Annotated in this window: 21 protein-coding genes; 17 read left to right on the forward strand and 4 right to left on the reverse strand. The window is 48.1% G+C overall.

What is annotated here, in order from left to right:
- Nucleotides 1–51: 51 nt before the first annotated feature.
- Both AC3WTJ_RS01395 and AC3WTJ_RS01400 read right to left on the reverse strand, forming a co-directional pair.
- Complete coding sequence (locus tag AC3WTJ_RS01395; RefSeq protein ID WP_407869157.1) at nucleotides 52–873, reverse strand: carbohydrate ABC transporter permease; 822 nt, start codon at nucleotides 871–873, stop codon at nucleotides 52–54.
- Nucleotides 870–1,832 carry a carbohydrate ABC transporter permease gene (locus AC3WTJ_RS01400; RefSeq protein WP_492520218.1) on the reverse strand — a complete coding sequence of 321 codons (963 nt, stop codon included), beginning with the start codon at nucleotides 1,830–1,832 and terminating at the stop codon, nucleotides 870–872. Before AC3WTJ_RS01400 ends, AC3WTJ_RS01395 begins: the two co-directional genes overlap by 4 nt.
- A 210-nt stretch (nucleotides 1,833–2,042) precedes the next feature.
- Here AC3WTJ_RS01400 and AC3WTJ_RS01405 point away from each other — a divergent pair, with 210 nt between their 5' ends.
- From AC3WTJ_RS01405 to lplT, 4 genes are all read left to right on the forward strand, one after another.
- The gene (locus AC3WTJ_RS01405; RefSeq protein WP_492520219.1) at nucleotides 2,043–2,774 is read left to right on the forward strand and encodes a glycerophosphodiester phosphodiesterase; all 732 of its coding nucleotides are present in this window, start codon (nucleotides 2,043–2,045) and stop codon (nucleotides 2,772–2,774) included.
- Between the two features lie 144 nt (nucleotides 2,775–2,918).
- A complete protein-coding gene (locus tag AC3WTJ_RS01410; protein ID WP_492520220.1) occupies nucleotides 2,919–3,296 on the forward strand; it encodes a VOC family protein in 378 nt (125 codons plus the stop codon).
- 267 nt (nucleotides 3,297–3,563) lie between these two features.
- Nucleotides 3,564–5,723, forward strand: a complete 2,160-nt coding sequence (locus tag AC3WTJ_RS01415) for an AMP-binding protein (RefSeq protein WP_492520221.1) — start codon at nucleotides 3,564–3,566, stop codon at nucleotides 5,721–5,723.
- A 13-nt stretch (nucleotides 5,724–5,736) separates the two neighbouring features.
- Nucleotides 5,737–6,906 (forward strand): lysophospholipid transporter LplT, encoded by a 1,170-nt coding sequence (gene lplT / locus AC3WTJ_RS01420; RefSeq protein WP_492520222.1) that lies wholly within the window; start codon nucleotides 5,737–5,739, stop codon nucleotides 6,904–6,906.
- Here the strand turns inward: lplT and AC3WTJ_RS01425 are convergent, their stop codons facing one another.
- Complete coding sequence (locus tag AC3WTJ_RS01425) at nucleotides 6,907–7,101, reverse strand: hypothetical protein (protein ID WP_492520223.1); 195 nt, start codon at nucleotides 7,099–7,101, stop codon at nucleotides 6,907–6,909. It lies immediately after the preceding gene.
- A gap of 223 nt (nucleotides 7,102–7,324) precedes the next feature.
- On the opposite strand from AC3WTJ_RS01425, the gene AC3WTJ_RS01430 reads away from it, so the two are divergent.
- Nucleotides 7,325–9,097 (forward strand): methyl-accepting chemotaxis protein, encoded by a 1,773-nt coding sequence (locus AC3WTJ_RS01430; RefSeq protein ID WP_492520224.1) that lies wholly within the window; start codon nucleotides 7,325–7,327, stop codon nucleotides 9,095–9,097.
- Nucleotides 9,098–9,434: 337 nt separating this feature from the next.
- Here AC3WTJ_RS01430 and AC3WTJ_RS01435 read toward each other — a convergent pair whose 3' ends face one another.
- Nucleotides 9,435–10,124 carry a DUF559 domain-containing protein gene (locus AC3WTJ_RS01435; RefSeq protein ID WP_492520225.1) on the reverse strand — a complete coding sequence of 230 codons (690 nt, stop codon included), beginning with the start codon at nucleotides 10,122–10,124 and terminating at the stop codon, nucleotides 9,435–9,437.
- Between the two features lie 869 nt (nucleotides 10,125–10,993).
- On the opposite strand from AC3WTJ_RS01435, the gene AC3WTJ_RS01440 reads away from it, so the two are divergent.
- From AC3WTJ_RS01440 to AC3WTJ_RS01495, 12 genes are all read left to right on the forward strand, one after another.
- Nucleotides 10,994–11,404: a DMT family transporter gene (locus tag AC3WTJ_RS01440; protein WP_407869149.1), complete on the forward strand. Its 411-nt coding sequence runs from the start codon at nucleotides 10,994–10,996 to the stop codon at nucleotides 11,402–11,404.
- Nucleotides 11,405–11,409: 5 nt separating this feature from the next.
- The gene (locus tag AC3WTJ_RS01445) at nucleotides 11,410–11,853 is read left to right on the forward strand and encodes an OsmC family protein (protein WP_492520226.1); all 444 of its coding nucleotides are present in this window, start codon (nucleotides 11,410–11,412) and stop codon (nucleotides 11,851–11,853) included.
- A 138-nt stretch (nucleotides 11,854–11,991) separates the two neighbouring features.
- On the forward strand, nucleotides 11,992–13,812 hold the full coding sequence (locus AC3WTJ_RS01450) for a sensor histidine kinase (RefSeq protein ID WP_492520227.1): 1,821 nt from the start codon (nucleotides 11,992–11,994) through the stop codon (nucleotides 13,810–13,812).
- Nucleotides 13,809–15,434 carry a response regulator gene (locus tag AC3WTJ_RS01455; RefSeq protein WP_492520228.1) on the forward strand — a complete coding sequence of 542 codons (1,626 nt, stop codon included), beginning with the start codon at nucleotides 13,809–13,811 and terminating at the stop codon, nucleotides 15,432–15,434. Before AC3WTJ_RS01450 ends, AC3WTJ_RS01455 begins: the two co-directional genes overlap by 4 nt.
- A 94-nt stretch (nucleotides 15,435–15,528) precedes the next feature.
- Nucleotides 15,529–16,869 (forward strand): extracellular solute-binding protein, encoded by a 1,341-nt coding sequence (locus AC3WTJ_RS01460; protein ID WP_492520229.1) that lies wholly within the window; start codon nucleotides 15,529–15,531, stop codon nucleotides 16,867–16,869.
- A 35-nt stretch (nucleotides 16,870–16,904) separates the two neighbouring features.
- A complete protein-coding gene (locus AC3WTJ_RS01465; protein WP_492520230.1) occupies nucleotides 16,905–17,765 on the forward strand; it encodes a carbohydrate ABC transporter permease in 861 nt (286 codons plus the stop codon).
- Complete coding sequence (locus tag AC3WTJ_RS01470; RefSeq protein ID WP_492520231.1) at nucleotides 17,762–18,595, forward strand: carbohydrate ABC transporter permease; 834 nt, start codon at nucleotides 17,762–17,764, stop codon at nucleotides 18,593–18,595. Before AC3WTJ_RS01465 ends, AC3WTJ_RS01470 begins: the two co-directional genes overlap by 4 nt.
- Before the next feature lie 26 nt (nucleotides 18,596–18,621).
- Nucleotides 18,622–20,256, forward strand: coding sequence for a beta-N-acetylhexosaminidase (gene nagZ, locus AC3WTJ_RS01475; protein WP_492520232.1), 1,635 nt, complete (start codon nucleotides 18,622–18,624; stop codon nucleotides 20,254–20,256).
- A 14-nt stretch (nucleotides 20,257–20,270) separates the two neighbouring features.
- Nucleotides 20,271–21,332, forward strand: a complete 1,062-nt coding sequence (locus tag AC3WTJ_RS01480) for an ROK family protein (protein ID WP_492520233.1) — start codon at nucleotides 20,271–20,273, stop codon at nucleotides 21,330–21,332.
- 195 nt (nucleotides 21,333–21,527) lie between these two features.
- On the forward strand, nucleotides 21,528–22,766 hold the full coding sequence (locus tag AC3WTJ_RS01485) for an MFS transporter (RefSeq protein ID WP_407873154.1): 1,239 nt from the start codon (nucleotides 21,528–21,530) through the stop codon (nucleotides 22,764–22,766).
- A 529-nt stretch (nucleotides 22,767–23,295) separates the two neighbouring features.
- The gene (locus AC3WTJ_RS01490; RefSeq protein WP_492520234.1) at nucleotides 23,296–24,909 is read left to right on the forward strand and encodes a LytS/YhcK type 5TM receptor domain-containing protein; all 1,614 of its coding nucleotides are present in this window, start codon (nucleotides 23,296–23,298) and stop codon (nucleotides 24,907–24,909) included.
- Between the two features lie 6 nt (nucleotides 24,910–24,915).
- A complete protein-coding gene (locus AC3WTJ_RS01495; protein WP_492520235.1) occupies nucleotides 24,916–25,671 on the forward strand; it encodes a LytR/AlgR family response regulator transcription factor in 756 nt (251 codons plus the stop codon).
- Nucleotides 25,672–25,739: the final 68 nt, after the last annotated feature.

A 25,739-nucleotide genomic window follows, 5' to 3' on the forward strand; every position in this document is an offset into this window, starting at 1 on the left:
TTTATGGAAATCTGATTCAGCTAATATAGCCTGTCAGAGCAGCCAACAAGATTAACCTTTCACAGCTCCAGCGGTAAGTCCGCGTACGAGCTGCTTTAAACCAAGGATGAGCAAAATAAGCGATGGCAAGAGGACGATGGTGACACCTGCCAAAACGAGGTTCCACACGGTTAATTCTTCAAATTGCAGCATAGCGATGCCGATTTGTGCAGTTCTCATTGCTTCACTGTTCGTAATGAGCAGCGGCCACAGGTACATGTTCCACGCGTTCAGGAAGGCGTAGACAGCTAGTGTAGCAAGCGCGGGTCTTCCCAAAGGCAGCACGATCCGGAAAAAGATGCGAATGTGACCACATCCGTCGATACGCGCAGCTTCGAACAATTCTTTGGGCAGCTGCAGGAAAAATTGGCGCAGCAGGAAAGTGCCGAAAGCTGTTGCCAGGAAAGGAACCGTTAGGCCCTGCAGGCTATCGAGCCAATCCCATTTTTTGACCGTTAGATAATTCGGTATGATCGTGACTTCCCAAGGAATCATCATGGTCGCCATGAACAAGGAGAAGATGAAAGCTTTTCCTTTAAACCGGATATTGGCAAAGGCATAAGCGGCCATCGAGGAGGTCATCAGCTGCCCAATCATGATGATTAGTGAAACGATAAAGCTGTTTGTAATAAATTTGGCTATCGGAACGAGTTGAAAAACGGCCACTATACTACCCACATAGAAACTGCTTGGCAAAAATCGCGGCGGATAAGCCGAAGCTTCATCTGGCGTCATGAACGTAGCGGAAAATGTGTAAAAGATTGGATACAGCACAAGTGCGGCTGCAATCGCCAACAGAACATAAACGGCTGTTTTTTGTAAGGGACGGTTCATTGATAATGCACATTCCTTTCGAACACTTTGAATTGCACAAAGGTGAAAATCAGGATGATGGTGAACAGTACCAGGGCCTGCGCGCTTCCAGTTCCGAACCGGAAGTTAATGAAAGCATCTTGATACAAGTTATAAACGAGCACATCCGTCGAGTTGATCGGACCGCCTTTGGTCAGAATGTGAATCTGTCCGAAGGATTGGAAAGCACCGATAATTGATACAATCGTGACGAAGAACACCGTAGGTGAAAGCAGGGGTAAAATGATTTGCACAAACGTCCGTATAGGACCGGATCCGTCGATTTTTGCGCTATCGTAGATTTCATCGGGAATGCCTTGAAGTCCGCTAAACAGGACGATGTAATTGAAGCCAAGATTCATCCATACGGTCATCAAGGACACGGAAAGCAATGCCCACCGAGGATCCGTCAGCCAAGCCACAGGCTCTAAGCCAACAAGCTGCAGCAGGTAGTTAAGCATGCCGACACTAGGATGAAATAGCATCATCCAGATGACAGAAGATGTTCCCACAGACAGAACGACAGGCAGCGAGAAAATAAATTGGAAAAAACGCATCCCTTTTAACTGATTGTGAGTGAGAGCTGCGAGCAGAAGCGCTAGGGCGATGCTTGTCGGTACCGTCAGAATGGTGAATAAACCTGTGACCTCCAAGCTTTTGTAGAACTTCTCCGACGTGAAGATAGCCGTAAAGTTATCGAAGCCGACAAAGGAAGCCACCCTGCCTCTGGGATCGGTCTCATGCATGCTGAGATAAAAGGTTTGAATCAAAGGGTAGAACAGAAACACACCGAATAGCAGCAATGACGGAAATAAGAAAATATAACCAAGCAGCGTCTCCGCCCAATTCGAGAAGAACATAGAACGACGGGGGAGTTCAGCACGTGTTGTTATTTTTTTTGGTGCATTTGTTAAGGTTAAATCTTGGTCCAGCGTACCCATGCATTGACCTCCATAAAGATTATTAGGCTTGTTCGATCTCTATAAGGTTAACGTTCGGTTATTTGACCAATGTTAAATAGGTTTAAATAATTTGTTAATTTCACCTCGTTGTTTACATAATATTTACGAAGATTTACTGGGCAAAAGCGGAGCTGCTCTACTATAATTTGAGGGTAAGCAGTTAATGAGGTTAGGAGAGTGTTACGTATAATGAGCAAACAACCACTTGTAATAGGCCATAGAGGAGCAGCCGGGGATGCACCGGAGAATACGTTAAGATCTTTCGCTTTAGCTTTCGAGCAAGGAGCAGAAGGTATTGAATTGGATGTTCACCTGACGAAAGACGGCGAAATTGTCGTTTGTCATGACGGTACATTGGATCGCACGACGAATGGTTCAGGCCTAATTTGCGAGAAAAACTGGGATGAAATCAAAGAACTCGATGCCGGTTCATGGTTTTCCGAGGATTTTATCGGGGAAAGAGTGCCTTTGCTGCGTGAGGTTTTTGAGCTTGTGCCACGTGGTTTCCTCATCAATGTGGAAGTGAAGTATGCGTATGAAGGGCGAATGGAGAAAGCCTTGCTCGCCTTTTTGCGTGAAAGCGGCAGGATGGAAGATGTCGTTATTTCCTCTTTCGATCACAAAGTGATTCAGCGGATCAAGTTGGCAGAGCCAGAAGTGAAAGTTGGGCTGCTGTATGCCGCCAACCTAATTGATCATGCGGCTTATGCCAAGCAAATCGGGGTTGAGGTACACTCGCTGCACCCTCAACATCATCATTTTGAAAAAGAAGATGGGGTATCGGCAGCAGAAGCAGGATTAGCCACGTATCCGTGGACCGTGAACGTTGTAAGGGATTTTCAAAAGATGATCGATGCTGGCGTTTCGGGCATTATTACGGATTATCCAGGGAAGCTTAACGCTTTATTAAAAGGCGAATAAGCGCTAGGCACTGGCAAGGAAACAACGGATTCGGCTGAAATAGCTGACTCTAGTTCCTTTATCGCAGACGTTCAGATGGATGTTCTATCACACCTTATACGAGTATGGTAGAATATGGGTATACCGGTTTGGAAGGGGATATCTATGAACGAGAACATCTTAACTCGAATCGCACAAATTTCTATCAATGTCGTTGATGTTGAAAGAGCTGTTGCTTTTTATCGCGATACCTTGGACATGAAATTTATGTTTCAAGCTGGGCAAATGGCTTTTTTTGATTGCAATGGCATCCGTCTGATGCTCAGCCTTCCGGAGAAACCTGAATTCAATCATCCAGGATCGATCATCTATTATAAGGTGGAAGACATGAAGCAGGTGTACGAAGCTTTCATCGAACGTGGTGTTACCTTTATTAGTGAACCACATGTCGTTGCAAAAATGGATCATATGAATATCTGGATGGCGTTCTTCCGGGACTCCGAGGGGAATACACTAGCACTAACAAGTGAAGTTTCGAATTAAATAACGTGCAAAAGGGACCGCTGCATACGGATGCTGTGGTCCTTTTTTAATAGTGGGTGAGGAGGGCAACAAAGGTCGCTGCAGTACGAATCCATCAGGTGATTGGCGAGTAGTACTAGGTAAAGTTAGTACTATCAGAATCGCAGCAAATGCATACAATGGGATTATGACCTGGTATTAAGAGAAGCCCAATAAATTAACGGATGCTTAATATGTTGTACCAAGGTTTTCTCAGATTTGCCATGCGAACGCTTAGGAGGAGTCACCATGATCAAATGGTTGTTTATTGTACTGTTAAAGCTTCTGCTTCCAATCTTGCGTCCTGTTATACTAGCTAGTTTTCGCGTAAAAGTGAAGGGAATGCAGCGGCTTGATTTGACAGATAAAACAGTGCTCATACCTAACCATGTCTCATTGTTGGATGCTGTTCTGCTGGCGTTGATTCTGCCCGAGGAAGTGGCTTTTGTCGTGAATACACGAATGGCCAAACGTTTTGCTTGGCCGCTTCATTTCCGTACGCATATTCCAGTAGATCCACTCAACCCTTACTCCGTACGGAAAATGCTCAAAACAGTGCAGAGCGGTACGCCGCTTGTCATTTTTCCGGAGGGGCGCATATCGACCACGGGCAGCATGATGAAGGTGTACGGCGGCATTGGTTATATTGCATCAAGATCTCAGGCTCACATGGTGCCGATTGCGATTTACGGACTGGAGCATTCCAAATTATCGTATCTTCGTGGCAAAATGAAACAGATTTGGTTTCCGGCCGTAACCTTCACGATTGGGGAGTCCTTTCAAGTGCCTGTGAATGAAAAGCTGACGAGAAGAGTTCAGAAGGAACGGGCAACAGAGTTCATCGGCAGTCGAATGCAGAGTCATTTGGTGGAAAGCCGGATGGAACCGGAACTTAATTTATTCAATGAAATGCTCATAGCTGCCAAGCAGCATGGCTTTTCCAAAATCATTTGTGAAGACATCCTATCAGATACATCGATAAGTTACCGCAAACTGCTATTAAGCAGCTATACGATGGCGGAGCGTTTGAAGGAGCTGCTTGGTAACCAGAAGCGAACAGCTGTCTTATTGCCGAATGCGGCGGCGCATGTCGTGACTTTATTTTCCTTATTCCGGTTAGGCATTACACCGGCGATCCTGAATTATACGGCAGGAAAACACGCCATGCTGGATGCCTGTGAAACCGTTTCGGCGAAGACGATTATTACGTCTCGCGCTTTTATCGAGAAAGCGGGGTTATCTGATTTTATCAACAGTGCCAGTGAAGTTTACTCGGTTATCTATCTGGAAGAGGTTAGAGAGAGTATTACTTTTCAACATAAATGGGTAGGGGTTCGTAATCTCTTGATGAAAGTGCAAGGTCCGGTCGGAGAAGGGGAGAATGAGGTCGTTCTCTTCACATCCGGGAGTGAAAGCAAACCGAAGGGGGTTGTGCTGACGCACCGCAATATTTTTGCTAATCTTCAGCAGGCCAAAGCTGTGATTGCTTTCAATGCGGCGGATATCCTTCTCGGGGCGATGCCCATGTTTCATTCTTTCGGCTTAACAGCGGGGACGATGCTGCCGGTACTTTCGGGCATGAAGGTGGTCATGTATCCAAATCCATTGCATTATAAAGTCATTCCAGAGATTGTATACGATCGCAATATTACCATTTTGTTCGGTACGTCAACGTTTCTATCGGCTTACGCGAGAACAGCTCATGCTTATGATTTTGCCTATGCGTTGAAATATGTCGTGGCTGGCGCCGAGAAGCTGAAAGAGGAAGTCCGTCAAACCTGGATCGATAAATTCGGCATACGGATTCTGGAAGGTTACGGTACGACGGAGACAGCGCCTGTCATTTCGCTCAATACGCCTATGCATGTTAAAAAAGGAACCGTAGGCCGTGTGCTGCCAGGTATTCAGGTTCGAATCGAGAAGGTGGATGGCATCGAGCTTGGCGGCAATTTGCTTGTCAAAGGCCCTAATGTGATGAAAGGATATTTGATTCATGGTCAGGGTTTTGTGCCTTGCCCGGAATGGTACAACTGCGGCGATATTGTGCAAATTGATGACGAAGGCTACTTGTCGATTCAGGGGAGGATGCAGTCTTTTGCCAAGATTGGCGGGGAGAAAGTGTCGCTGCCGATGGTCGAAGAACTCGTGCTGCCAAGCTTGTCGCATCAAGCCGTGTGCGCAGCCGTTGCCGTTCCGGATGCACGAAAGGGAGAGCGGATTGTGGTATACCACAATAGCCCGGACATGCAGCTGCAGTCTCTTAAAGAATGGATGAAACAGAAGGGGCATCCGGGGATTTATATGCCTTCGGAGCTGCGATATGTAGAGAAATTGCCGCTTTTGGGCAGTGGAAAAGTAGACTATGTAACCATTAAGCGAATTGCGCTTGAGGAGCATCATGCATCCTAAGGAGAGAAATGATATGAAAATGAAACCGCTTCAGACGCTCAATTTGACCCAATTTCTTTCCGCTTTTGCCGATAATATGATTCTCTTCATTACATTGGCGATTATTAAGCAGAATGCTTTCCCGGACTATTACATCGGTGTTGTTCAAGCTTCTTTTCTAGTTGCCTTCGTCGTGTTGGCGCCTTTTGTCGGTGCGATAGCTGATAAGCACTCCAAATCCCGCATCCTTCTCGTTGGAAATGCCATCAAGAGCATCGGCATCATCGCGATGTTCCTTCATGTGGACCCGGCTGTCAGTTATGGGATTGTCGGCATTGGCGCCGCGGTGTATTCACCGGCTAAATACGGTATTTTGCCCGCGCTTACCGATTCCGATCATGAGCTGCTTCGAGCTAATGCGCGCATGGAAGGTTATACGATCATGGCCATTTTGCTTGGATCTGTTTGCGGTGGTATTTTGGCGAAAATGTCGCTATCCGGTTCGATGATCGCCTGCCTAGCCCTGTATTTGTTATCTTTGCAACTGACGCTGCAAATGCCGAAGATGCAAGGGGATAGGACGATCCGCTATGGCAAGGCAGCGAGAACGTTCGTTTCCGACATGAGTTTCTTGTTAAAAGACCGCGCTACCCGTTTCTCGCTTGTTGGCACGGGCTCGTTCTGGATGACGTCCTCGGTCGTCCGATTGGCGATCATTGCATGGGTGCCAGCTCACCTCGGTATCCAGTCCGTCGATCAAATCTCTATGCTTGTCGCGGTAACCGGCGTAGGGATCATGATTGGGGCGTTGATGACACCGAAGCTGGTCCCGGCAAGGCGTTATTATAATTCATTTATTTTTGGCATTCTTATGATCATTTGCATCTTGCTGTTCCCACTAATCACCAATTTGTATCTAACAATAGGGCTGCTTTTACTTGTAGGTTTCAGCGGCGGGGTGTTTATTGTACCTATGAATGCCGTGCTGCAAGATAGAGGTCAGGGAATGATAGGTTCAGGGAAAACGATAGCGGTTCAAAACTTCCTGGAAAATGCGATGATGCTTGCTGGAGTTGGTCTCTATACGCAGATATCCAAGGATGGGCTGTCACCGGACCTGTCGATTACGGGGATTGCGTGTATCCTTGCCGGTTTTGTCGTGTATTTGATTGTACAGCGTGAGCGTTTGAAACTTTCCGTTTAGCTAATAACGGTGATCGAAGACGGGCCCCAATCGTATGGCAACCGAATGTTCCTGGATAAAAAAGATGGCGAGCTCTTTGGCTTCGCCATCTTTTTGCGTTATTTTAGCCGCATAGGGAATTTGGTTCTGTTCCGGATAAGTTTCAATCTCCTTCCAGATGTTAGCTCCTCTTCCATCGGCTGAAATCGGATTCACAATAAAGACTATTGATTATCTGGCAAATATTCCCGATCCGTAGCAGAAATAGTAGTAAATTACTAGGATAAAAGTTCTATAGTTACACGTTTTTTGACGAATTTTATCTTTACATAATGTTAACTTGTTTGTAAAATAAACCATAGGTAAATTAATCATTTTTATGTAAGGTAATCTAACATTGGTTAGTGGGTTATCTGCATGTCGGGAGGAGAACAGGGCTTTGAAATTCAACATGAGTTTGAATGTGAATCAACAAAAGAAGGCAAGAAATGTGAAAGTCAACCTGTCCGTCCTTCGCAACCTTAAACTGCGTTACAAACTGCTCTTCATGAATGCTATTGCTATTTTATTCCTGCTGATTGTAGGTATTACGGGTTATTACTTCATGGATAAGATGTCTAGTAATTCCACTAGAATGTACAAGGAAAGTCTGTTATCTGTCAAATGGATTAATCAGCTAAAAACGAACTTCAATGAAACCGAATCCAACTTGCTTGAAATGATGTTATCCGTAGATGTGAAATATAAAGGTAAGTTGAAGGCCAAACTTGATGAAAACAGCGCTATGAATCAGGAGCTTGTCACGAAGCTGTCAGGCATTCGGTTGACGGAAGAAGAGGCGGCTGCTTTCAAGGATTTTGAAGAGTTGAATAAGAAATATCGTGAAATTGTTGCAACGACGATCGATCATGCTACCAAAAATAATCAAGTGGCTTACCAAGTTTATAATAATGAAGTGTCTCCGCATGGGGATAAAACCATCGTGGCACTGGATAAATTGGTGCAGCTTAAAGAGACAGCGGCTGAAAATTTCCAGAAAACGAGCAGCAGCGACTCTAAAACCTCTCATTGGGTCATCATTCTTACGATTGTTATTGCTATTGTTATTATGACGGTGAACGCAATGGCATTGAATATGATTATTACGACCCCGATTCGTAGATTGCAGGAGCATATGGAGAAAGCCGCTGGCGGAGATCTCTCTGTCAAAGGAGACTATCCTTACGAGGATGAAGTCGGTAAACTAACCGGTTCTTTTAATGTAATGACAGGAAGCCTACGCAGCTTGGTGTCCCAAATCGCAGATAATGCGCTAACTCTTTCGGCAAGCTCTGAAGAGCTTCTTGCCAGCTCGGAGCAAAGTTCGCAAGCGGCCAAACAGGTCGCATCGTCGAGCCAGCAGCTTTCGGAGGATTTTGAGAAGCAGTTTGCGGGTGTGAATCAAGCAAATGAAGCCGTGCAGCAAATGCTTACGAGTACGAAGCTGATTGATGATTCAGCGCAAGAAGTAGCCAGACTTGTTGGACAAGCCACGACTGCCGCGCAAAACGGTAAACGTTCTGTCGTATCAATCGTAGGCCAGATGGGCGAGATTTCGGAAGCCGTGCAAGAAGTAAATGGCGTCATTGAAGCTTTAGGGAAAAATGCTCACAAAATTGGCGAGATTGTCAATGTCATCAATGAAATTTCCACGCAAACCAATTTGCTCTCTTTGAACGCGGCGATTGAAGCAGCGCGTGCGGGGGAAGCGGGCCGCGGGTTCGCGGTTGTTGCTGGCGAAGTGCGCAAGCTGGCGGAGCAATCTGCTTCATCAGCGCGCAACATTACGCATCTGGTCTCGACGATTCAGAGACAGATCAACCACGCGGTAAGCTCCATGCAAGATGGAGCGGGCAAAGTGCAGGCCGGATTAACGATTTCCGGCGAAGCACAAGAGTCGTTTATTCACATCGAAACTTCCGTTGACGAAGTCAACGCGAAGGTGGAGAGTGTGAATCAGAACATTCACCAGCTGGTGGATGCGAATGTCCGCATCGAGCAGGTGATGGGCATTGTCAGCAGCGTTTCGGAAACGGGCATCTCCGTCAGCCAGGAGACATCCGCTGCCAGCCAGCAGCAGATGTCCACGACCGAGGAGATCGAGAATTCCGCTAAGTCGTTGGCAGGACTAGCAGAGGAACTGCAAATTTCGCTGCAGAAATTTACGGTGTAGTTGTGGACCGCGGGCTTAGGCTCGCGGTTTTTTTGCTGCCTGGGGGCGTGGATTACTGCGCCCGAGAGAGCCAAAAAGGCCGTCTCCGGAGGGAGGGCGGAGGAAAAGGAGAGCGAGCCGTCCGAAAAAGCCGCCTCAGTAGTGCAAGGCAGTCGTCGTTGAGCCCGCTGCGGTTGAGAGAGCCAAAAAGGCCGTCTCCGGAGGGAGGGCGGAGGAAAAGGAGAGCGAGCCGTCCGAAAAGGCCGCCTCAGCAGTGCAAGGCAGTCGTCGCTGAGCCCGCTGCGCCCGAGAGAGCCGAAAGGGCAGTTTCAGCAGGAATATTCGTTCCTGCAGGGTTTTAGTGGTTGTTTTTCTCCCAAATTGCCTGTGCTTGTTCATGCAAATTGTAACCGCGAATACACTTTCGCCCATTGCCGGCAGGCTTAAGTAATGATTTATCGGTCATTGCTTTTAGTACTTGGTAGGATTTACGTGAACCAACGTCCAGCAAATCCGATACATCGTTTGGCTTTATAGCTCTGCCAATGTTGAGTGCAAAACGAATGACCTCTTTCTCCACGTAATTCAATTTCACGTCTGTTGAAGCATCGCGTCCCAGAAAGCGTCCCATGAATTGCTGCAGGATTTGTTCACACATGCGGGGGCGGTCTTTGACATCATCATAGGAAAAGCGGAGGATTTTCCAACCGTCTATGACGAGATGATTTTGGCGGATCAATTGGTCGGAGAATTGGGTGCGGCTGATTTGGGAGGCGTGGGGTCCGTATCCATCAATTTCGATGGCTAGCTTCAGGAAGTGCCGCATAAAAGTAAAGTCGAGAAAGCGAGTCCCATCCCGAAAGTCTTTCACCTCGTACTCAGGGTGCAGATCCGTGAAGCCGCCGAAGGCCGGCCACCAAACCTGCCGAAGAAATAATTGTTCAGCGTGGCCATGGCCCTCTTTGAGTCTGCGATGGCGTTCTCCTTCCCTTTTAGCAAGATGCTTAGTAAGAAAATTCTCTAATGCAATGCGAAATTGCTCATCCATGTTAATACACTCCATTTCATATAGGAATAAAATAAGCCGCCTCTCTGGATTCAGCGTTCATGCTGGATCTAGAAAAGCGGCGTGTGCTTCACAACCGATTGAAATTATTTTCCATCATAGCATAACTAGTTTACTGTGAATAGTCCTGTTGACACTTTCATAACTTTCGTGTATATTAAATAGATTGATTGAAATGAACCATATAAACACTTTAGACCAAACCTCATTTACCCCCATACGGACGATTAGCGAGTAGAAAGTAACCCCCTCTCCTTGTTTGTTTTTCTCCCAATGACGCAGTAAATTCAGCTCATTTTATGGTAAACCCGAGGCAGTGTCATCGTGTTTCGGCAGCAAGTGTTTGTAAAGCAATTCGCACTGGCGCGGTCATTGGAGCCGCAAGGATGGAAGAGAGGTAGGGCTTTCATTGTTTTGATTCCAACACATGAAATTTGCATTTTCATAGAGATCAATATTCGCAATTCTATAGAAGAGCCTGTCACACGAAGTGAGCAGCCTCCATTCATTGCGCTAATAGAACCGTTCTTGCCCTGATTACAGGGCGGGGGCGGTTTTTTCATTTTCTCTGTCCTGGAGAACGCGCAGGGGCCGCAAGTTCCCCATCCAGATGCACCTGAATATAAACGGGAACTAGAGGTACATAGGAGGTATGCCTTAAGATGGCAGACAGGCTTCGTAACAAATTTGCCTAAAATTTAATAGTTTGGCAAAATAGCTATGGCTGCCGCGTGCAGCCATTTTTTATTGTTCCTTCTGTTGCCCTCGGACAACTTCACGCCGAACGAACTGGTGAAACGCCTTCCATTCCTTTACAATGAGAGCAACAAGTTCAGTAGAGGATGGATGAAATGATTTGGAATATGAATTGGACATTTCTGCTGCTGGCTATCCTATTTGAAACGATTGGTACGACGGCAATGAAGATGTCATCAGGTTTCACCAGGGTAGGTCCGGCAGTTGTGATGGGAATTTGCTACATCATATGTTTCACGTTGTTTACGCTGGCTTTGAAACAGCTTGAGGTTTCCTTGGCCTATGCCATTTGGTCCGGGGTAGGGACGGCACTGATAACGATCATCGGCATCTGGTGGTTCAACGAGTCCGTCTCCACTCTGAAAGTAATTTCCATTGTTCTCATCATTTTAGGCGTCATCGGGCTGCATATAAGTGGCGGAGACGAAGCACAGACGCAATCGCAAGCGAAAGCGCAGTCCAGCAATCCGCAAGAGCAATCCGCGGCTACATTAAATAAGGAGTGATACGGATGAGCGAGCATCGATTTGATTTGAAAGCAGAGTGGACCGGAGGTTTGGACGGTACAGGCCGCATTCAAGCGGGTAATCTGGACGCATCGATTTCAGTGCCAAGCCAGTTAGATGGACCCGGCATCGGCACGAATCCGGAAGAGCTCCTGCTCGGAGCAGCCGCAACCTGTTATCTCATTACACTCGGCATGCTGGTAAAGCGGCAGGGTATCACTTCCCTTGAGCTGAAATCAGAGATTTATGTTGAGAATACACCGGCTATGAAGGTGAATCGGATCATACACCGGCCGTACATTTCAGTACCCGCTCATACTCTTCCTGATCAGTTGGATAAAATAAGCAGAGCAGCCTATCGGGCTGAACAGGCGTGTATGATCAGTAAAGCGCTAAAAGGCAATGTGGAAGTGACGGTGGAACCCGAAATTCGATCCGAGCTGATCTAGAGGATTTTATCCCTCCTCCATCCGAACCTATCCCTAGGTGACGTAAAGACGGGTCAATTATAATAATAAAAAGCAATGAAAGGCACCAGCAAAAAGGATGGTGCCTGATTCGGGTTAGAAGGGGTCTGCCAAACGTCGATGAATTTGAACAAAAAGGTGTTTATCGGATTTTTATTTTTTATTATTATCCCTTTGTTCGTACTGGGCACTGCCGTCTATACCGTATCCCAACAATTAATTGAGAAGAAATACGGTGATTTGACCGAGGTTACGCTGCAAGCGATTTCCCGGAACATTTATTACATGTTCAAGGAAGCGAATTATTTCTCAGACTTCTGGATGGTCAAAGACAGCATTCAGGGCATTTATCGGACGATCGATGAGGTCAGGCCGAATGAAGAAGCTCCGTCGTCGTATGATTTGAATACGTTCGATACGCTGCTGCGCGGCTCTATTTTGACATATTCGCCGATTCAATCAGTCGTCATTTACAATAATGTCGGCAAGTCCTTCAGCGCGGGGAGAACAAGCGGGAATGCGCTCCCATGGAAAACGTTGTCGAGCAGCACGGCTTTTGAACAGATCAAGGAACTGAATGGGAGTCCCATGTGGATTGGCCCCTCTGAATATAAGGAGCTGGGAGCCGGCCGTGGGGAGTTTTATCAGGCGAGGATGGTTAAAGATTTCTGGACAATGGACAATCTCGGCTACATGCTGTTGAAATTTAAATTTAATGAGCTGGATCAAATTTTTAAATCTTTTAATACGAACGAAGATAGTTCTAAGCGTTACTTGCTCGTGAATAAAAGCGGACTTATTTTCTACGACAATAAGCAGCATTTGGAAGGCGCCAATGTCCTTCAGCTGCTGCAAGGCAAGCTAGATCTGCAGCAAAGTAATCGAAGTTTTCAAGCAAATTTTCAAAATGAAAAAAGTCTCGTTTCTCTCTATCATTTAAATATTAATCAAATGGGCGTGCAGGATTGGAGCGTCGTGTCGATAACCTCTTGGAAATACGTGGCGGGCGAAATCGAAACGATTATGAAACTGGTCGCCGGGATCACATTTGTATGCTTATTTTTTGCCCTGGTCTACAATTTAGTGTTCGTTCGTCGCATTGTTCAGTTAATTCTGCGTATGCTGGGCTCCATGAAAAAAGTAGAGCGCGGCGACCTGACGACGCGAATGGAGGAAAGCGGCAAGGATGAAACTACGGCGCTGGCCAGAGGCTTTAACAGTCTCGTAGAGAGGGTCGAGGACCTTCTGGACGAAGTCAAACGTCAGCAGGACCGCAAAAACAAAGCGGAACTCATGCTGCTGCAGGCGCAAATCAAGCCTCATTTTCTTTTTAATACGCTGGAGTCCATCAATGTGCTTGCGATCCAAAACCAAGGGAAGAAAGTTAGCCAAATGGTGTATCGGCTTGGCAATTTGCTGCGGATCGGCATGGAGAGCAGGGAAGAGATTTCGCTTAAACAAGAGCTGGATCATCTCAAAAGTTACCTCGAAATTCAGGAATTCCGCTTCGAAGACCAATTCCGTTATGAAATTGAATCGGACCCGGAGATATTAGATTACAGCATTCTGAAGCTTACGCTCCAACCACTGGTAGAAAACGCGCTGCAGCATGGTTTTGAACCTATTGATTATTTGGGGGTAATTTCGATCAAAGTCCTTGATGAAGGGGAGCGGATCGGGCTGTATGTCTCGGATAACGGGATCGGCATCTCCAATGAGAAATTAGCGAAATTTCATTATAAAACAGAGCTGGAAACGCCTTTTCACGAAATTTTAGATGCGAATGTTAATGAAGAGCGAAGAGGTCTGGGCGTCAGCAATGTAGCCGACCGCATACGCATCCAGTATGGCCCGGATTACGGCATATTTATTTGCAGCATGGAAGGGCACGGGACGACGATAAAAATTGTCATTCCCAAAACAAAGGAGGCGAGCCTGTGAGACTAAAAGCGATTTTGGCGGATGATGAGCCTAACATTTTACGTAATTTGCAGGCGGTTATTCCGTGGGCAGAGTTGGAAATTGATATTGTAGGAACGGCCAAGAACGGGGTCGAGGCCTTAGAACTATCCAGCTTGCATGGGCCGGATTTGGTGATGAGCGATATTCGGATGCCTTTGATGGATGGGATTACTTTTGTCCAGAAACTCCGTGAAATCAACGAGGCTTGCAAAGTGCTGATGGTGACAGGCTATCAGGATTTCGAGTATGCGCGTTCGCTCATGCGGGTTGGCGTTAGTGATTACATGTTAAAGCCGATTAACTATGAAGAGTTGGAAAACTGTATTCGTAAGCTAGCCAGTGAAATCAGGGAAACCAAAGCGATTAAGCAGCAGGAGCAGCAAAAGTGGGGCAAAATGAAAAATTTGGCCTATGAGAAAATTCTCCAGGATGTCCTTATGAACTATACAGAAATTTCAACGCACACGCTGCTTCCGATCGATAATATGGATTTGGAAACAATGACGTATTCGTTCATGATGATCGATGTGGACGATTATTCGCAAAAGTCGCTCCCTTGGTCAGAGCAAGAGCGAAAGCTGTGGAATTTCGCCGTCCGTAATGTGATGCAAGATTCACTAGCCAATTTCAAAGCGGAGTTTTCCGTGCTGCAGATGCGGGAAGGCGAATGGTGCTTGCTTATTCAATGGGACATTAGAGGTGGCGAGGACAAAAAAGGCGAAGATGAGGAAGATCTTATGCCGTCTACTTTGTACGAAGTGGCGATGAAACTGCAAAAAGATGTCCGCGAATCCGTCAAACTAGGCATTAGCATAGGTTTTTATCCTAGTGCTGTAGGTCTGCGATTGCTCTCTGATACGTATCGGAAGCTGCAGCGATTTATGCAGTTAAACCTGAATAAGCAGGAGTCTGTGCTGCTCTATAGGGAGTCTAAAGAGCAGGCGGACGCCAACAGCTCCTTATGGTATTTGGTTGAAGAGATTGTAACAGGTCTCAAACAGTTGAACCGAATCAAAACGGAGGACGCTCTAAGTCGGCTGAAACTCTTGCTGGAGGGGCTGCCGAACAGTTCTTTCGCCAGAGCATATCAAATGCTGCATTTCCTGATCCTGCATGTGCTTCGCGAACTGCGCGAGATGAACTCGCTTGATGCGCAGGAAGAAGAGCAGGTTTGGCGCCAACTGGATACAAGCGAGAGTATACAGCACCTGCTTCAAGTGATGGTTCAGCTCGCCGCCATCGGCTTGGAAGGGACGAATAAGAAGAAAAACAGCGAGCTTCTAATGACAGCTGCGAAAGAGTATATTCGAACCCATTACTCGAATGATTTCGGAATTGAAGATATTGCGAGCTCCCTCGGCATCTCTTCGAGCTATTTCAGCTTATTGTTCAAGCAGCAATTCGGGGAAACTTTCGTTGAATATGTAACCAAACACCGGATGGAGCTGGCGAAATCGATGCTGCTGCATAGCGACAAAAGCATTACGGATATCGGAAGGTCCGTCGGTTATACGGAGCGTCGTTATTTTACAAAAGTGTTCCAGAAGTTTACCGGTGAAATTCCTTCGGAGTATCGGGAGAAACGCATGGAGCCGAAGTAGAGGATTTTGCCCCTATATAAGAAATTTATCGGTCTTTAGGAGGAGCAGCCATTATTTTATACTTAACATGCAAGCCTAAGGGAGATCAAGGAAGATGAAAATAAGAACGTTGTTCCCGGTAACAGGGGTTGTGGCCGTATCGTTCATCCTGTCCGCTTGCAGCAGCTTAAACCTGAACAGCCCGAACTCCGAGCCGACCTCCCCAGGGGCAAAAGGTGAACCGGTCCTGCTGACCATTCGTCACACGCAGGTGAAAGATACGCAGAAGAAACGTTTGGCGATGCTTCAAGAGGTTGTGAAGTCCACGGAGGCGAAGGTGCCCGGCCTTTCAATTACATTGGATGGCGTAGAGGACAAAGTGAATCGCTTCGAAAAGCTTAGAGCCGAGATGGCTGCCGGGAATCCACCCGAGATCTTCGACTTATTCGGCGGGACGGATACGAAAGATTATGTGAAAGCGAACAGGCTGCTGGATCTGACGCCTATCTTGAGTGAACTGGGGTTAACGGACAAGTTCTACAGCTTTGAAGAGTTTACAGTCGACGGTAAAATATACGGCATCCCGATGGCCGGTTATGTCGAGGGCTTATACTATAATAAAAAGATTTTATCAGAGCATCAAATCAAACCGCCTCAAACCTGGAATGAGCTGCTTGACGCTGCAGCCAAGCTGAAAGCTCAGAAGATAACGCCATTCGCTCTGGCGGCCAAAGACTCCTGGGTCATCAACATGATGTGCAACACCATGTGGGTGCGCACGGCTGGGCGCAACTCCGTCGAAGGTTTTCTGGATGGGAGCAAGCACTGGACAGATCCGGATGTCGTGGATGCATTTCAGAAATACGATCTCCTCGTGAAAAAAGGGTACTTCCAAGAGGGCAGTTTAGCACTTTCCTATGCCGAGCAGCAAAACAAATTCAGCAGCGGGGAAGCGGCGTTCATGTTTGACGGCAGTTGGGCCAATACGCCGCTGCTTGACCCGGAGAAATCAGCCATTGTGAAGGATGTAGGGTTCATGAGCTTCCCGGATATGGGCGGCCCTGGAGACGGCTTCATTAACGGCGGGTGGTCAAACGCCTATGGCTTCTCGAAGAAAGTGACCCCGGCGCAGCTTGATGCCATAAAGGAATTCATCAGGCAGATGTACAATGAGCCGATGCAAAAAAGACAGCTGGTCGAGGAAGGCATGCCGCCTGCCATGAAGCTGCAGGATACGAGTAATGTGAATCCGCTGATTACGCAAATTTTGGATGTGTTTGCGACCAGCAAAGGGGCATTCCCTGCTTTCGACTCGCGCATTCAAACCAAGGTTCGTGAGAAGTTGGAACGCGGCATGCAGGAATTAGTCGGCGGCAGAACAGATCCTGTCACGCTGATGACAGACATACAGAAGCAACAGGATGCTTCAAATAAGGAAGAAACTCATACGAATTAGTGGGATGAACCATGAACAAAGTAGGAAGAAACCCATTGGCATACGCTATTTTTACAGTACCTACACTGCTTTTTCTAGTGATTTTTTTCTATTCCCCCATGCTGATGTCATTGCGCTACGGATTTACGGCATGGAACGGGATCCTACCAGCCAAGTGGAACGGTCTGGACAACTTCACCCAAGCGTTTCAGGATAAATATTTCTGGATTGCCGTGCGAAACAACTTGTATTTTATTGCTTTTTCGATTGGCGTACAGATCCCGTTCATTGTTTGTTTAGCTCTCGTGTTGAGCAAAGTTCGGCGTTGGACGGGATTTTATAAAACGATGATTTTCCTCCCTACCATTCTATCGACGGCTGTCGTCGGAGTATTGTGGGGATTCATTTATCATCCTGAAGCGGGACTCTTGAATCAATTGCTGGAAGCTGCAGGCTTAGGGGCTTGGAAGCATACCTGGTTGGCTGATGAATCGACGGCGTTGATTTCCGTGCTCGTCACTAACGCCTGGCAGTGGATTGGCTTTTATGTGATTCTCGTTTTGTCGGCTATTTATGCCATCCCGGTAACCATCCTCGAGGCAGCCGAAATGGACGGCGCGTCGAGCTCTCGTCAAGCCTGGTCGATCACGCTGCCGCTCCTGCGCCCTGTGATTATCGTGATGATCCTGCTTTCCATTACCGGTGCCATGAAAGCGCTTGATATCGTCTTTGTGATGACGGGAGGTAATCCCTACGGGATAACGGAAGTGATGGCGACTTATATGTATAAAAAGGCGTACCGAATCGGCGAGTACGGCTATGCGAATGCCATCGCTCTGCTCATTTTACTGTTCACAGGTGTGCTGACTTCCGTGTTTGGCTGGTTGACGGCCAAGCAAGAGGAGGCGCGGTTTTGAAAAGTTGGACCCAGCGACAAGCAGCCTTCCTCCGAGGTACTATACTTCATGCCATACTCATGGCCTACATAGCTATTATCCTGTTCCCTCTGGGCTGGGTACTCAATTCTTCTTTTAAAACGAATAAAGAAATCATTGCATTTCCTTGGTCTTTCCCTCATGTGTGGTTGCTGTCCAATTATGGGAACGCGTGGACAGGCGCGCATGTCTCGCACTATTTTACGAACAGTCTTGTGATTTCCAGTATATCGGCCGTGATGACGTTAATCCTCGGAACAAGTACCTCCTTTGCCTTGACACGCATGAAATTTCCGAGTCTAAGCAAGGTCATCAAACGAGTTCTGATGGTCGCTTTACTGGTGCCCGCCGGGTCTTTGCTTGTCCCACTGTATATGCTGCTGAGAAGTTTCCATCTGTACAATACACCTTTTGCTTTAATTATGCCTTATATAACTATTGGATTGCCGCCCACGGTTTTTATGATCAGCGGGTTTTTCAAATCTTTTCCAAGTGAGCTTGAGGAAGCGGGTACAATGGATGGACTATCCATCTATGGACTGCTTTGGCGCGTCATTGTTCCAATTACCGTACCGCCGCTTATTCCAGTGTTTATGCTCAATTTCCTTAGCAATTGGAACGAGTTCATGATGGCGAATCTGTTCCTGACCAAAGAGAAGTTTCGAACGCTTCCTGTGAGCATGGTGGCTTTCTATGACCAGTTGAATATGAACTATGGTTCGCTTTGCGCAGCTATCATGTTCAGTCTGATCCCTGTCGTGCTGATGTACTTCCTTATGCAGAAACGAATTATTGCATGTATTAAAGCTTAATCACCTATCCAAGGAGCGTGTCCATAATGTCGTCCATATCCTGCAACGCGCATAAACCATTAAGTTTACGCCAAAAAGTTGGTCAACTGTTTATTTGTGGCTTTGATGCAGTTGAGCCAAATCAAGCAATTACGCAGCTAATTGAAGAATATGGGCTTGGCGGCGTTATCTATTTCCGGAGGAATGTGAAAGATGCGCATCAATTGGCGCAATTGTCCGCAGAATTACAAGAAATAAGCCGTCACAGCGGGGGGCAGCCCCTGTTTATCGCGGTGGATCAAGAGGGCGGTATGGTGTCCCGAATTGAAAAAGGCGCGACTTTGCTGCCAGGAAATATGGCGCTTGGGGCTGCTTTTGCGCCGGCAGGCGTGTATGCAAGCTCCAAAATCATGGGCAAGGAGCTGCGTCAGATGGGCGTGAATATGAACTTTGCGCCATGCCTGGATATTAACAATAATCCCTTGAATCCGGTTATCGGGGTGCGCTCCTACGGGGAAACCGCGGCCATCGTCGGCGATATGGGAACGCATGCTGTCAAAGGGCTGCAGGACATGGGCGTTATCGCCACGGTCAAACATTTTCCTGGGCATGGCGACACGTCAGAAGACTCGCATCATGATTTGCCAGTTGTTCCGCACAGCATGGAGAGGCTTATGGAGCTTGAACTCGCCCCTTTTATCAAAGCTATTGAAGGCGGCGTAGACGCCATAATGACTGCGCATGTCGTGTTCGCGGCATTGGAACAAAACGGTGTGCCCTCAACGTTATCGTATCGGATTTTAACCGAGCTGCTGAGGGAAGAACTTGGTTTCAAAGGGCTTATCGTTACGGACTGTTTGGAAATGAAAGCGATATCCGAAGGGATTGGAGTAGCTGAAGGTGCGGTTCGCGCCATCGAGGCTGGATCGGATCTCATACTGGTCAGTCACACGCTGGAACGCCAGGTTTCCGCCATGGAAGCCGTTATTGCAGCTGTTGAAAGCGGTCGTATCCCGGAGTCTCGGATCGATGCGTCAGTCCTGCGAGTAATGACCCACAAATGTAAACGAGAGATCCAATTTGAAAAACTGGCGCCGATTCCAGAAGGACCTATTTCAACGCTGGAACATCAGCTTTTGGCTAAGGAGTTAAGCCGCAAAAGTATTACGCTAGTGAAGGACGAAGCCGGTAAGCTGCTGAATATGAATGAGTCGCCGCTCGTGATTTGGACGGAAGTGCAGACGGGCACGGAGATTGATGAGGTTGTGGAGCGTCAGGGAACGCTGGGAGCTACACTGGCTGAACTCACGGGGAAAGATGTCCAAGAGGTGATCTTGGGATTGTACCCTTCCGAATCGGAGATTACTGCAACCCTGCAAGCTGCCGAAGGCAAAAAGCAGGTGGTTATGGTCACTTATAATGCCACCTTTTCGCCAGAACAGACTCAGTTGGTAAAGGCTCTTGCGGCGATTGAAGATTTGCATCTTATCGTAGCTGCAGGAAGAAACCCTTATGATTTGCTTGAGTTTCCTGAGGTGAAGACGTATTTGGCCTGTTATGAGAATCGTCCCCTGGCGATGGTGTCTCTGGCAAATGTGCTGCTGGGGCATGAGAAGCCGGTTGGGCGGCTGCCTGTTACGTTGTCGGAACAATATGCGATTGGATGGAGGTTGGAGGTATGAGTGGGGGGGAATGGATGGGAGATCAGGATATGAGCGGGACGGAACGGACGGAAGAGGTAAAAACACAAGACGTGCGAACGCAAGACGTACATACACAAGACGTGTCCCTTCGGGAGTACTACGTTGGGGTTGACTTGGGCGGCACGAAGATGTTGGCCGCGCTCATTAGCGGCGATGGGAGCATCATCGCCAAGGAAGAGATTCCCACCCTGGCGCAGCAGGGGGAGGCGGCTGTGCTCGATCGGCTCGGCAGCCTGATCGAGGGACTGCTCGCGACCGCGCCCGGCGGTCGCGGCGTTCTCCGCGGCATTGGCGTCGCCACCGCGGGCACGCTCGATACGGCGAACGGTGTCGTCACGTTCGCCACCAATCTCGGCTGGCGCGACGTGGCCGTCGCCGCCGTGCTCACTGACCGCTTCGGTTGCGCGGTCAGGCTGGAGAACGACGCCACCGCAGCGGCGGTAGGCGAATGGCTGGCCGGCGCGGGTGAAGGCGCGCCGGACTGTGTGTTTGTGACGATCTCCACGGGGATCGGCGGGGGAATCATTTCCGGCGGGCGCTTGATCGCCGGAACGAATCATAACGCAGGGGAGCTCGGCCACATTTCCATTGATGGAAATGGGCCGCTCTGCCCCTGCGGGAATGTGGGGTGCCTGGAGCTGTATGCGTCAGGCACTGCCATTGGCCGCCGCGGCGCCGACTACGTGCGCCGGGCTGGCGAGGGCGCAGCGGGCGCCCTCGTGCGGCTCGCGGGAGGCGACCCGAACCGCGTGGATGCGCGGTTGGTCGCGGCCGCAGCCGCGGAAGGGGATGCCGCCGCCAGCGGCATCCTGCGCGAAGCGGGCCGAGCCCTCGGCATCGGCCTCGTGAGCATTCTCCACCTGCTGAATCCGCAGGTGGTTATTCTTGGCGGCGGCGCCTCGCATATTGGCGAGCCGCTGTTAGGACCGATGCGCGAGATCGTTGAGGAGCGTTGCTTGCCTTCGATTCGCGGACCGGTCCGGTTCGCGGCATCTGCGCTCGGGTCCTCCGCAGGAGCCGTTGGAGCCGCGCTGCTCATGTCTCAGTCACGCTGAGGCATCTAGGTTTGTGACTGGTCATATGACGTATGTCACTAGACGATAGGAACCTTTTTTCGTTAAAGTAGAAAAGGTTTATGAAACATTTTTTCTTCTTCTTACGTAAGAAGGAGGTCTTGTTTTATAAGACTATCTGATTAATGAAGGGGTGTTTTTCTTTTGTCTCAAGCAATAGCTTCGGATACTCCGACGATGCGTTCGTTTTTTGCCAGTCGTTTCGTGCAAGCCATTATGCTGTCCGGTCTTTTTTTACAAATCGGAATCTGGGTACGTAACTTTGCGATTCTTCTCTATGTCACAGACATGACGAATAATGATCCATATTCGGTTTCTTTAATTTCGGTGGCCGAGTTTGCGCCAATTTTTATTTTCTCGTTTATCGGTGGTGCCTTTGCGGACCGGTGGAGACCGAAATTAACGATGGTCTGGTGTGATATTCTCAGCGCAGTGTCTGTATTTGCCATTATGGTGACACTGTTTTACGGCTCATGGAAAGCGATTTTTTTCGCCACCTTGGTTTCGTCCATCTTGTCTCAGTTCTCCCAACCTTCCGGCATGAAGCTGTTCAAGGTTCACGTGCCTGAATCCCAAATGCAGATGGGGATGTCCTTGTTTCAATCGATGATGGCGATCTTTATGATTCTGGGTCCTATTATGGGGACATTTGTTTACTATCATTTTGGCATTGAAGTAGCAATTGCAATCATGGGCGTATGCTTCCTGCTTTCTGCGCTTGTACTCACGTTTCTTCCTGCGGACCGTAAAAATGAGGAAGGGACCGAGAAGCCATCCACGCATATTTTTGCGGAAATGGGTCAAGGGTTTAAGTATGTTTTGAATAATAAAATGCTTGTCACCTTAGGCGGCTGCTTTGCAGTAGCAGGTCTGGCGATTGGCTTGATTTCACCGCTGGGCATCTTTCTAGTAACTGAAAATCTAGGGTTGCCGAAGGAAGATTTGCAATGGTTTATGGCAGCCAATGGCGTTGCGATGATAATTGGGGGCGGGGCGACGATGGGCTTTTCAAAAAAAGTGTCCCCGCAAGCATTGTTGATTATCGGGATGGCGGTAAGCGTCGTGACTTTTGCTGTCATGGGATTGACTCATCTGGTGTGGTTGGCGCTTTTGATGCAGTTTTTCTCCGGTCTAGTGATGCCTGCTATCCAAATCGCGATCTCTACAATGATACTCGGTAACACGGAAGAATCTTTCGTTGGCCGTGTGAATGGGATTTTGAATCCGTTGTTCATGGGAGCGATGGTTCTCACAATGAGTTTGGCCGGCAGCATTAAAGCGTCCTTCTCGCTGCCATCCATTTATGTCACATCCGCAGTACTTTTCCTGATTGGCGTATTTATTATGCTGCCTACTTTGAAGTACAAAGCAAATGCTGCACCACAACCGAATACCGAAGAGGTTAAAGCTGGGTAAGTTTATGAAAAAGGGGACTCTCTGAGAAAGTCATAATTGACTTCTTAGGGCAGTCTCCTTTTTTTGCTGTGGGCAGGTTGGCGATGAATGAATTTGTGATGGAAAGGTGCAGGATTGATTGGCAGAGTAGCTAGCCCCGAGCCTGACGGCGTCTGTGTCGTCAGGCTTCTTAGTTCTGCCGATGAAATCAGCAGAAAGCTCTTTTCGAAGGGAACTACAGGCCATTAATCCCCCGAAAACAGCTGATTCCGAAAGCGGAGAGGAACTAGGGGCTGCTATTCCGCCAATTTCTTGAGTAAAACGCGCCAGGGTGGCGCAATAAGACCCTGTAGTTCCGCTCTTAGAGGAAAGCACTCGTTTTACTCCAAAATAGAGGACGCTAGTTCCCATAAGCAAGCCACAGCGGAATTCTAGCTAGGTTTTTGACAATGGTTGGCGGGGGAAAGGTGCGCTGGATGAGTATACGGCAAGCAAGCCTACACGATTTCTGTTAGGATAACGATATGAGATTGCAAAAGGTGAGTGAAGCATGCTTCAACTGATTCAATTGTTCGTGGATATGATGGAACGGGTTGGCTTTCTGATCGCGCTGGCGTTCGCGTTTTCCCGCAGCCGCTGGATGCGCAGTTATATGAGTTATCAAGGGGACAGAACGTATCAATGGCGGTTCTTGTTCTTTTTCTCCGCGTATGCGATTCTTGCGACGTATTCGGGTGTGACGGTTTCCGACTACACGTACAGGCCGGCTCCGTGGATTGGCGAGGTTTCGCCAACAGCGGCGATTGCGAATGCACGAACCGTTGGAGTTGTCATCGCGGGGCTGCTTGGCGGCGTCAAAAGCGGATTTATCGTCGGCATCATAGCCGGCGTGCATCGGTACAGCCTAGGTGGATTTGTAGCGGTTGCCTGTATGATTGCTCCTATTCTGCAGGGCATATTGGCAGGGCTGTGCCGCAATGCTTTCAAGAAGCGCTTTCGGAAAATAGCGTCCGTACAGCTCGCATTCCTCGTTGGATTCATGGCTGAAGCCTTACAGATGATTCTTATTCTTGCTTTGGCCAAGCCTTGGGATGATGCATTCAATCTGGTGTCGCTCATAGGTTTGCCCCAGACGCTTGCGAATAGTGTTGGTGTCGCTCTCTATTTTGTGTTATATAACACAATGGAGCGCGAAGAGGCCAGAATCGGTGCTGAGCATGCGCATCAAGCGCTGCAAATTGCCGATATGACGATGCCGCTTTGGCGGCTGGATTTTGATAAGGCGGTAGCGGAAATCTCGAAGGTGCTGAATGAGGAAATGAAGTCGGTAGGCGTATTTTTCAGTAAGGACGGCGAGTCGTGGGTTGCGGAGGGAAGAAAAACGCAGCATGCCAACGATCTTATCATCCGTGTTCCCAATCGGCCGCAGGTCGGCCAGTTCCGTCTGTATTTCGAGCGTGAGCAGGATGACAATCCGTCGCGCAGACGCATGCTTTCCTCTCTCGCTGAGCTTCTTTCTCAGCAATATGCCTTCGTCGAATCGGATCGGCAAACACAGCTTTTGGCGGATGCGGAAATTCGCTCGCTGCAGGCGCAGATGAATCCTCATTTTCTATTTAATGTGCTAAATACAGTCAAATCTTTTATCCGTACGAAACCGGAAGAAGCCCGCCAGATGGTGATGCATCTATCCAAGTTTTTGCGCAAAAATATGAGTCACGGCAACCAGCGCCTTATCACCATACGTGATGAATATGAGCTGGTCATGTCTTATCTGAGTTTAATCAAATCCCGTCTTGGCGATCAGATGGAATTTTACGCCGACATCGACGAAAGGCTGCTGGATCATGCGATCCCTCCCTTTACGATTCAACCGCTGATCGAGAATGCCATCGTGCATGGGATCAAAAACAAGCCGGGCATCGGTGTCATTCGACTTTCGGTGAAGGAGGAGCCCGACGAGGGCAAGCTCCATGCGCGTATTACTGTACAGGACAACGGAGTTGGCCTTGAAACAGCCGAACTCGATAGTCAGTCGGAACATGCGGGGCTGGCTTTGCGGAATATCGAGCAGCGTCTGAATTATCACTACGGCAAAGAACATCCTTTGGAAATTGCAAGCAAGCCGGGGGAAGGCACAATCATAAAATTTTGGGTGAGGTGATGGCTGGTGGGTTGGAATATTGTCATAGCGGATGACGAAGAGCCGGCTAGAGAAGAATTGATTTATCTTTTGGAAAGCAGTGAGGAGGTAGATCGTGTGACCGCGGCAACCGGGGGAATGGATGCCATTAAGAAGGTCAAAGAATTAGCGCCGGATGTGTTATTCCTCGATATGGACATGCCGGATCTAAGCGGCCTGCAGGTTGCCGAAATTGTAGGGGAAATCAATCCGCAGGTGAAAATTGTTTTTTCCACTGCTTACGATCAATACGCCGTTCACGCGTTTAAGCTGCGTGCTTTTCATTATATGCTGAAGCCGTACGATGAGGAGGATATCGCCATTGTGTTCAGAGAGCTGCGCAAAAGCAAATCACAACCTCAGAACAGCGCAGCGGCGGCCGCACCAGACCAGACGACATCCGTGAAAACGAGCGTAAAGCTCGCTTTGGAATTGGAAGAGGGAATCCGATATGTCTCGCCGAAGGATATTATGTATATTAGCAAAGAGATTAAGCATGTGCAGGTTCACCTTCACGATAAGGCTTATATTGTCTCGTATACTTTATCTGAGCTGGAGCAGAAGTTGGAGCCGTACGGTTTTTTCCGCTGCCACAAAAGCTACCTGGTTAACCTCGCCGCTATCTCAGAAATGAAGAGCTGGGTGAATGGCGCGTACAATCTGCTGATGGAAGATGCAGGGCGAAGCACGATACCCGTTAGCCGAAATTATGTGAAGCAGCTGCGTTTGAAACTAGAAATTTAACATCATGAAGCTCGAAAATGGCATGTTGCGTTTGAGGTATTCCGCTTGTTCCCCAAACAAGTTATACT

The organism is Paenibacillus sp. FW101-FHT12H11 (assembly GCF_058790355.1).

Coding starts and splice junctions, on each gene's coding strand:
- AC3WTJ_RS01445 (WP_492520226.1), top strand. CDS start 11,410: ATGAGCGAGCATCGATTTGATTTGAAAGCAGAGTGGACCGGAGGTTTG.
- AC3WTJ_RS01405 (WP_492520219.1), top strand. CDS start 2,043: ATGAGCAAACAACCACTTGTAATAGGCCATAGAGGAGCAGCCGGGGAT.
- AC3WTJ_RS01440 (WP_407869149.1), top strand. CDS start 10,994: ATGATTTGGAATATGAATTGGACATTTCTGCTGCTGGCTATCCTATTT.
- AC3WTJ_RS01450 (WP_492520227.1), top strand. CDS start 11,992: ATGAATTTGAACAAAAAGGTGTTTATCGGATTTTTATTTTTTATTATT.
- nagZ (WP_492520232.1), top strand. CDS start 18,622: ATGTCGTCCATATCCTGCAACGCGCATAAACCATTAAGTTTACGCCAA.
- AC3WTJ_RS01415 (WP_492520221.1), top strand. CDS start 3,564: ATGATCAAATGGTTGTTTATTGTACTGTTAAAGCTTCTGCTTCCAATC.
- AC3WTJ_RS01395 (WP_407869157.1), bottom strand. CDS start 873: ATGAACCGTCCCTTACAAAAAACAGCCGTTTATGTTCTGTTGGCGATT.
- AC3WTJ_RS01460 (WP_492520229.1), top strand. CDS start 15,529: ATGAAAATAAGAACGTTGTTCCCGGTAACAGGGGTTGTGGCCGTATCG.
- AC3WTJ_RS01480 (WP_492520233.1), top strand. CDS start 20,271: ATGGGAGATCAGGATATGAGCGGGACGGAACGGACGGAAGAGGTAAAA.
- AC3WTJ_RS01490 (WP_492520234.1), top strand. CDS start 23,296: ATGCTTCAACTGATTCAATTGTTCGTGGATATGATGGAACGGGTTGGC.
- lplT (WP_492520222.1), top strand. CDS start 5,737: ATGAAAATGAAACCGCTTCAGACGCTCAATTTGACCCAATTTCTTTCC.
- AC3WTJ_RS01435 (WP_492520225.1), bottom strand. CDS start 10,124: ATGGATGAGCAATTTCGCATTGCATTAGAGAATTTTCTTACTAAGCAT.
- AC3WTJ_RS01410 (WP_492520220.1), top strand. CDS start 2,919: ATGAACGAGAACATCTTAACTCGAATCGCACAAATTTCTATCAATGTC.
- AC3WTJ_RS01400 (WP_492520218.1), bottom strand. CDS start 1,832: ATGGGTACGCTGGACCAAGATTTAACCTTAACAAATGCACCAAAAAAA.
- AC3WTJ_RS01485 (WP_407873154.1), top strand. CDS start 21,528: ATGCGTTCGTTTTTTGCCAGTCGTTTCGTGCAAGCCATTATGCTGTCC.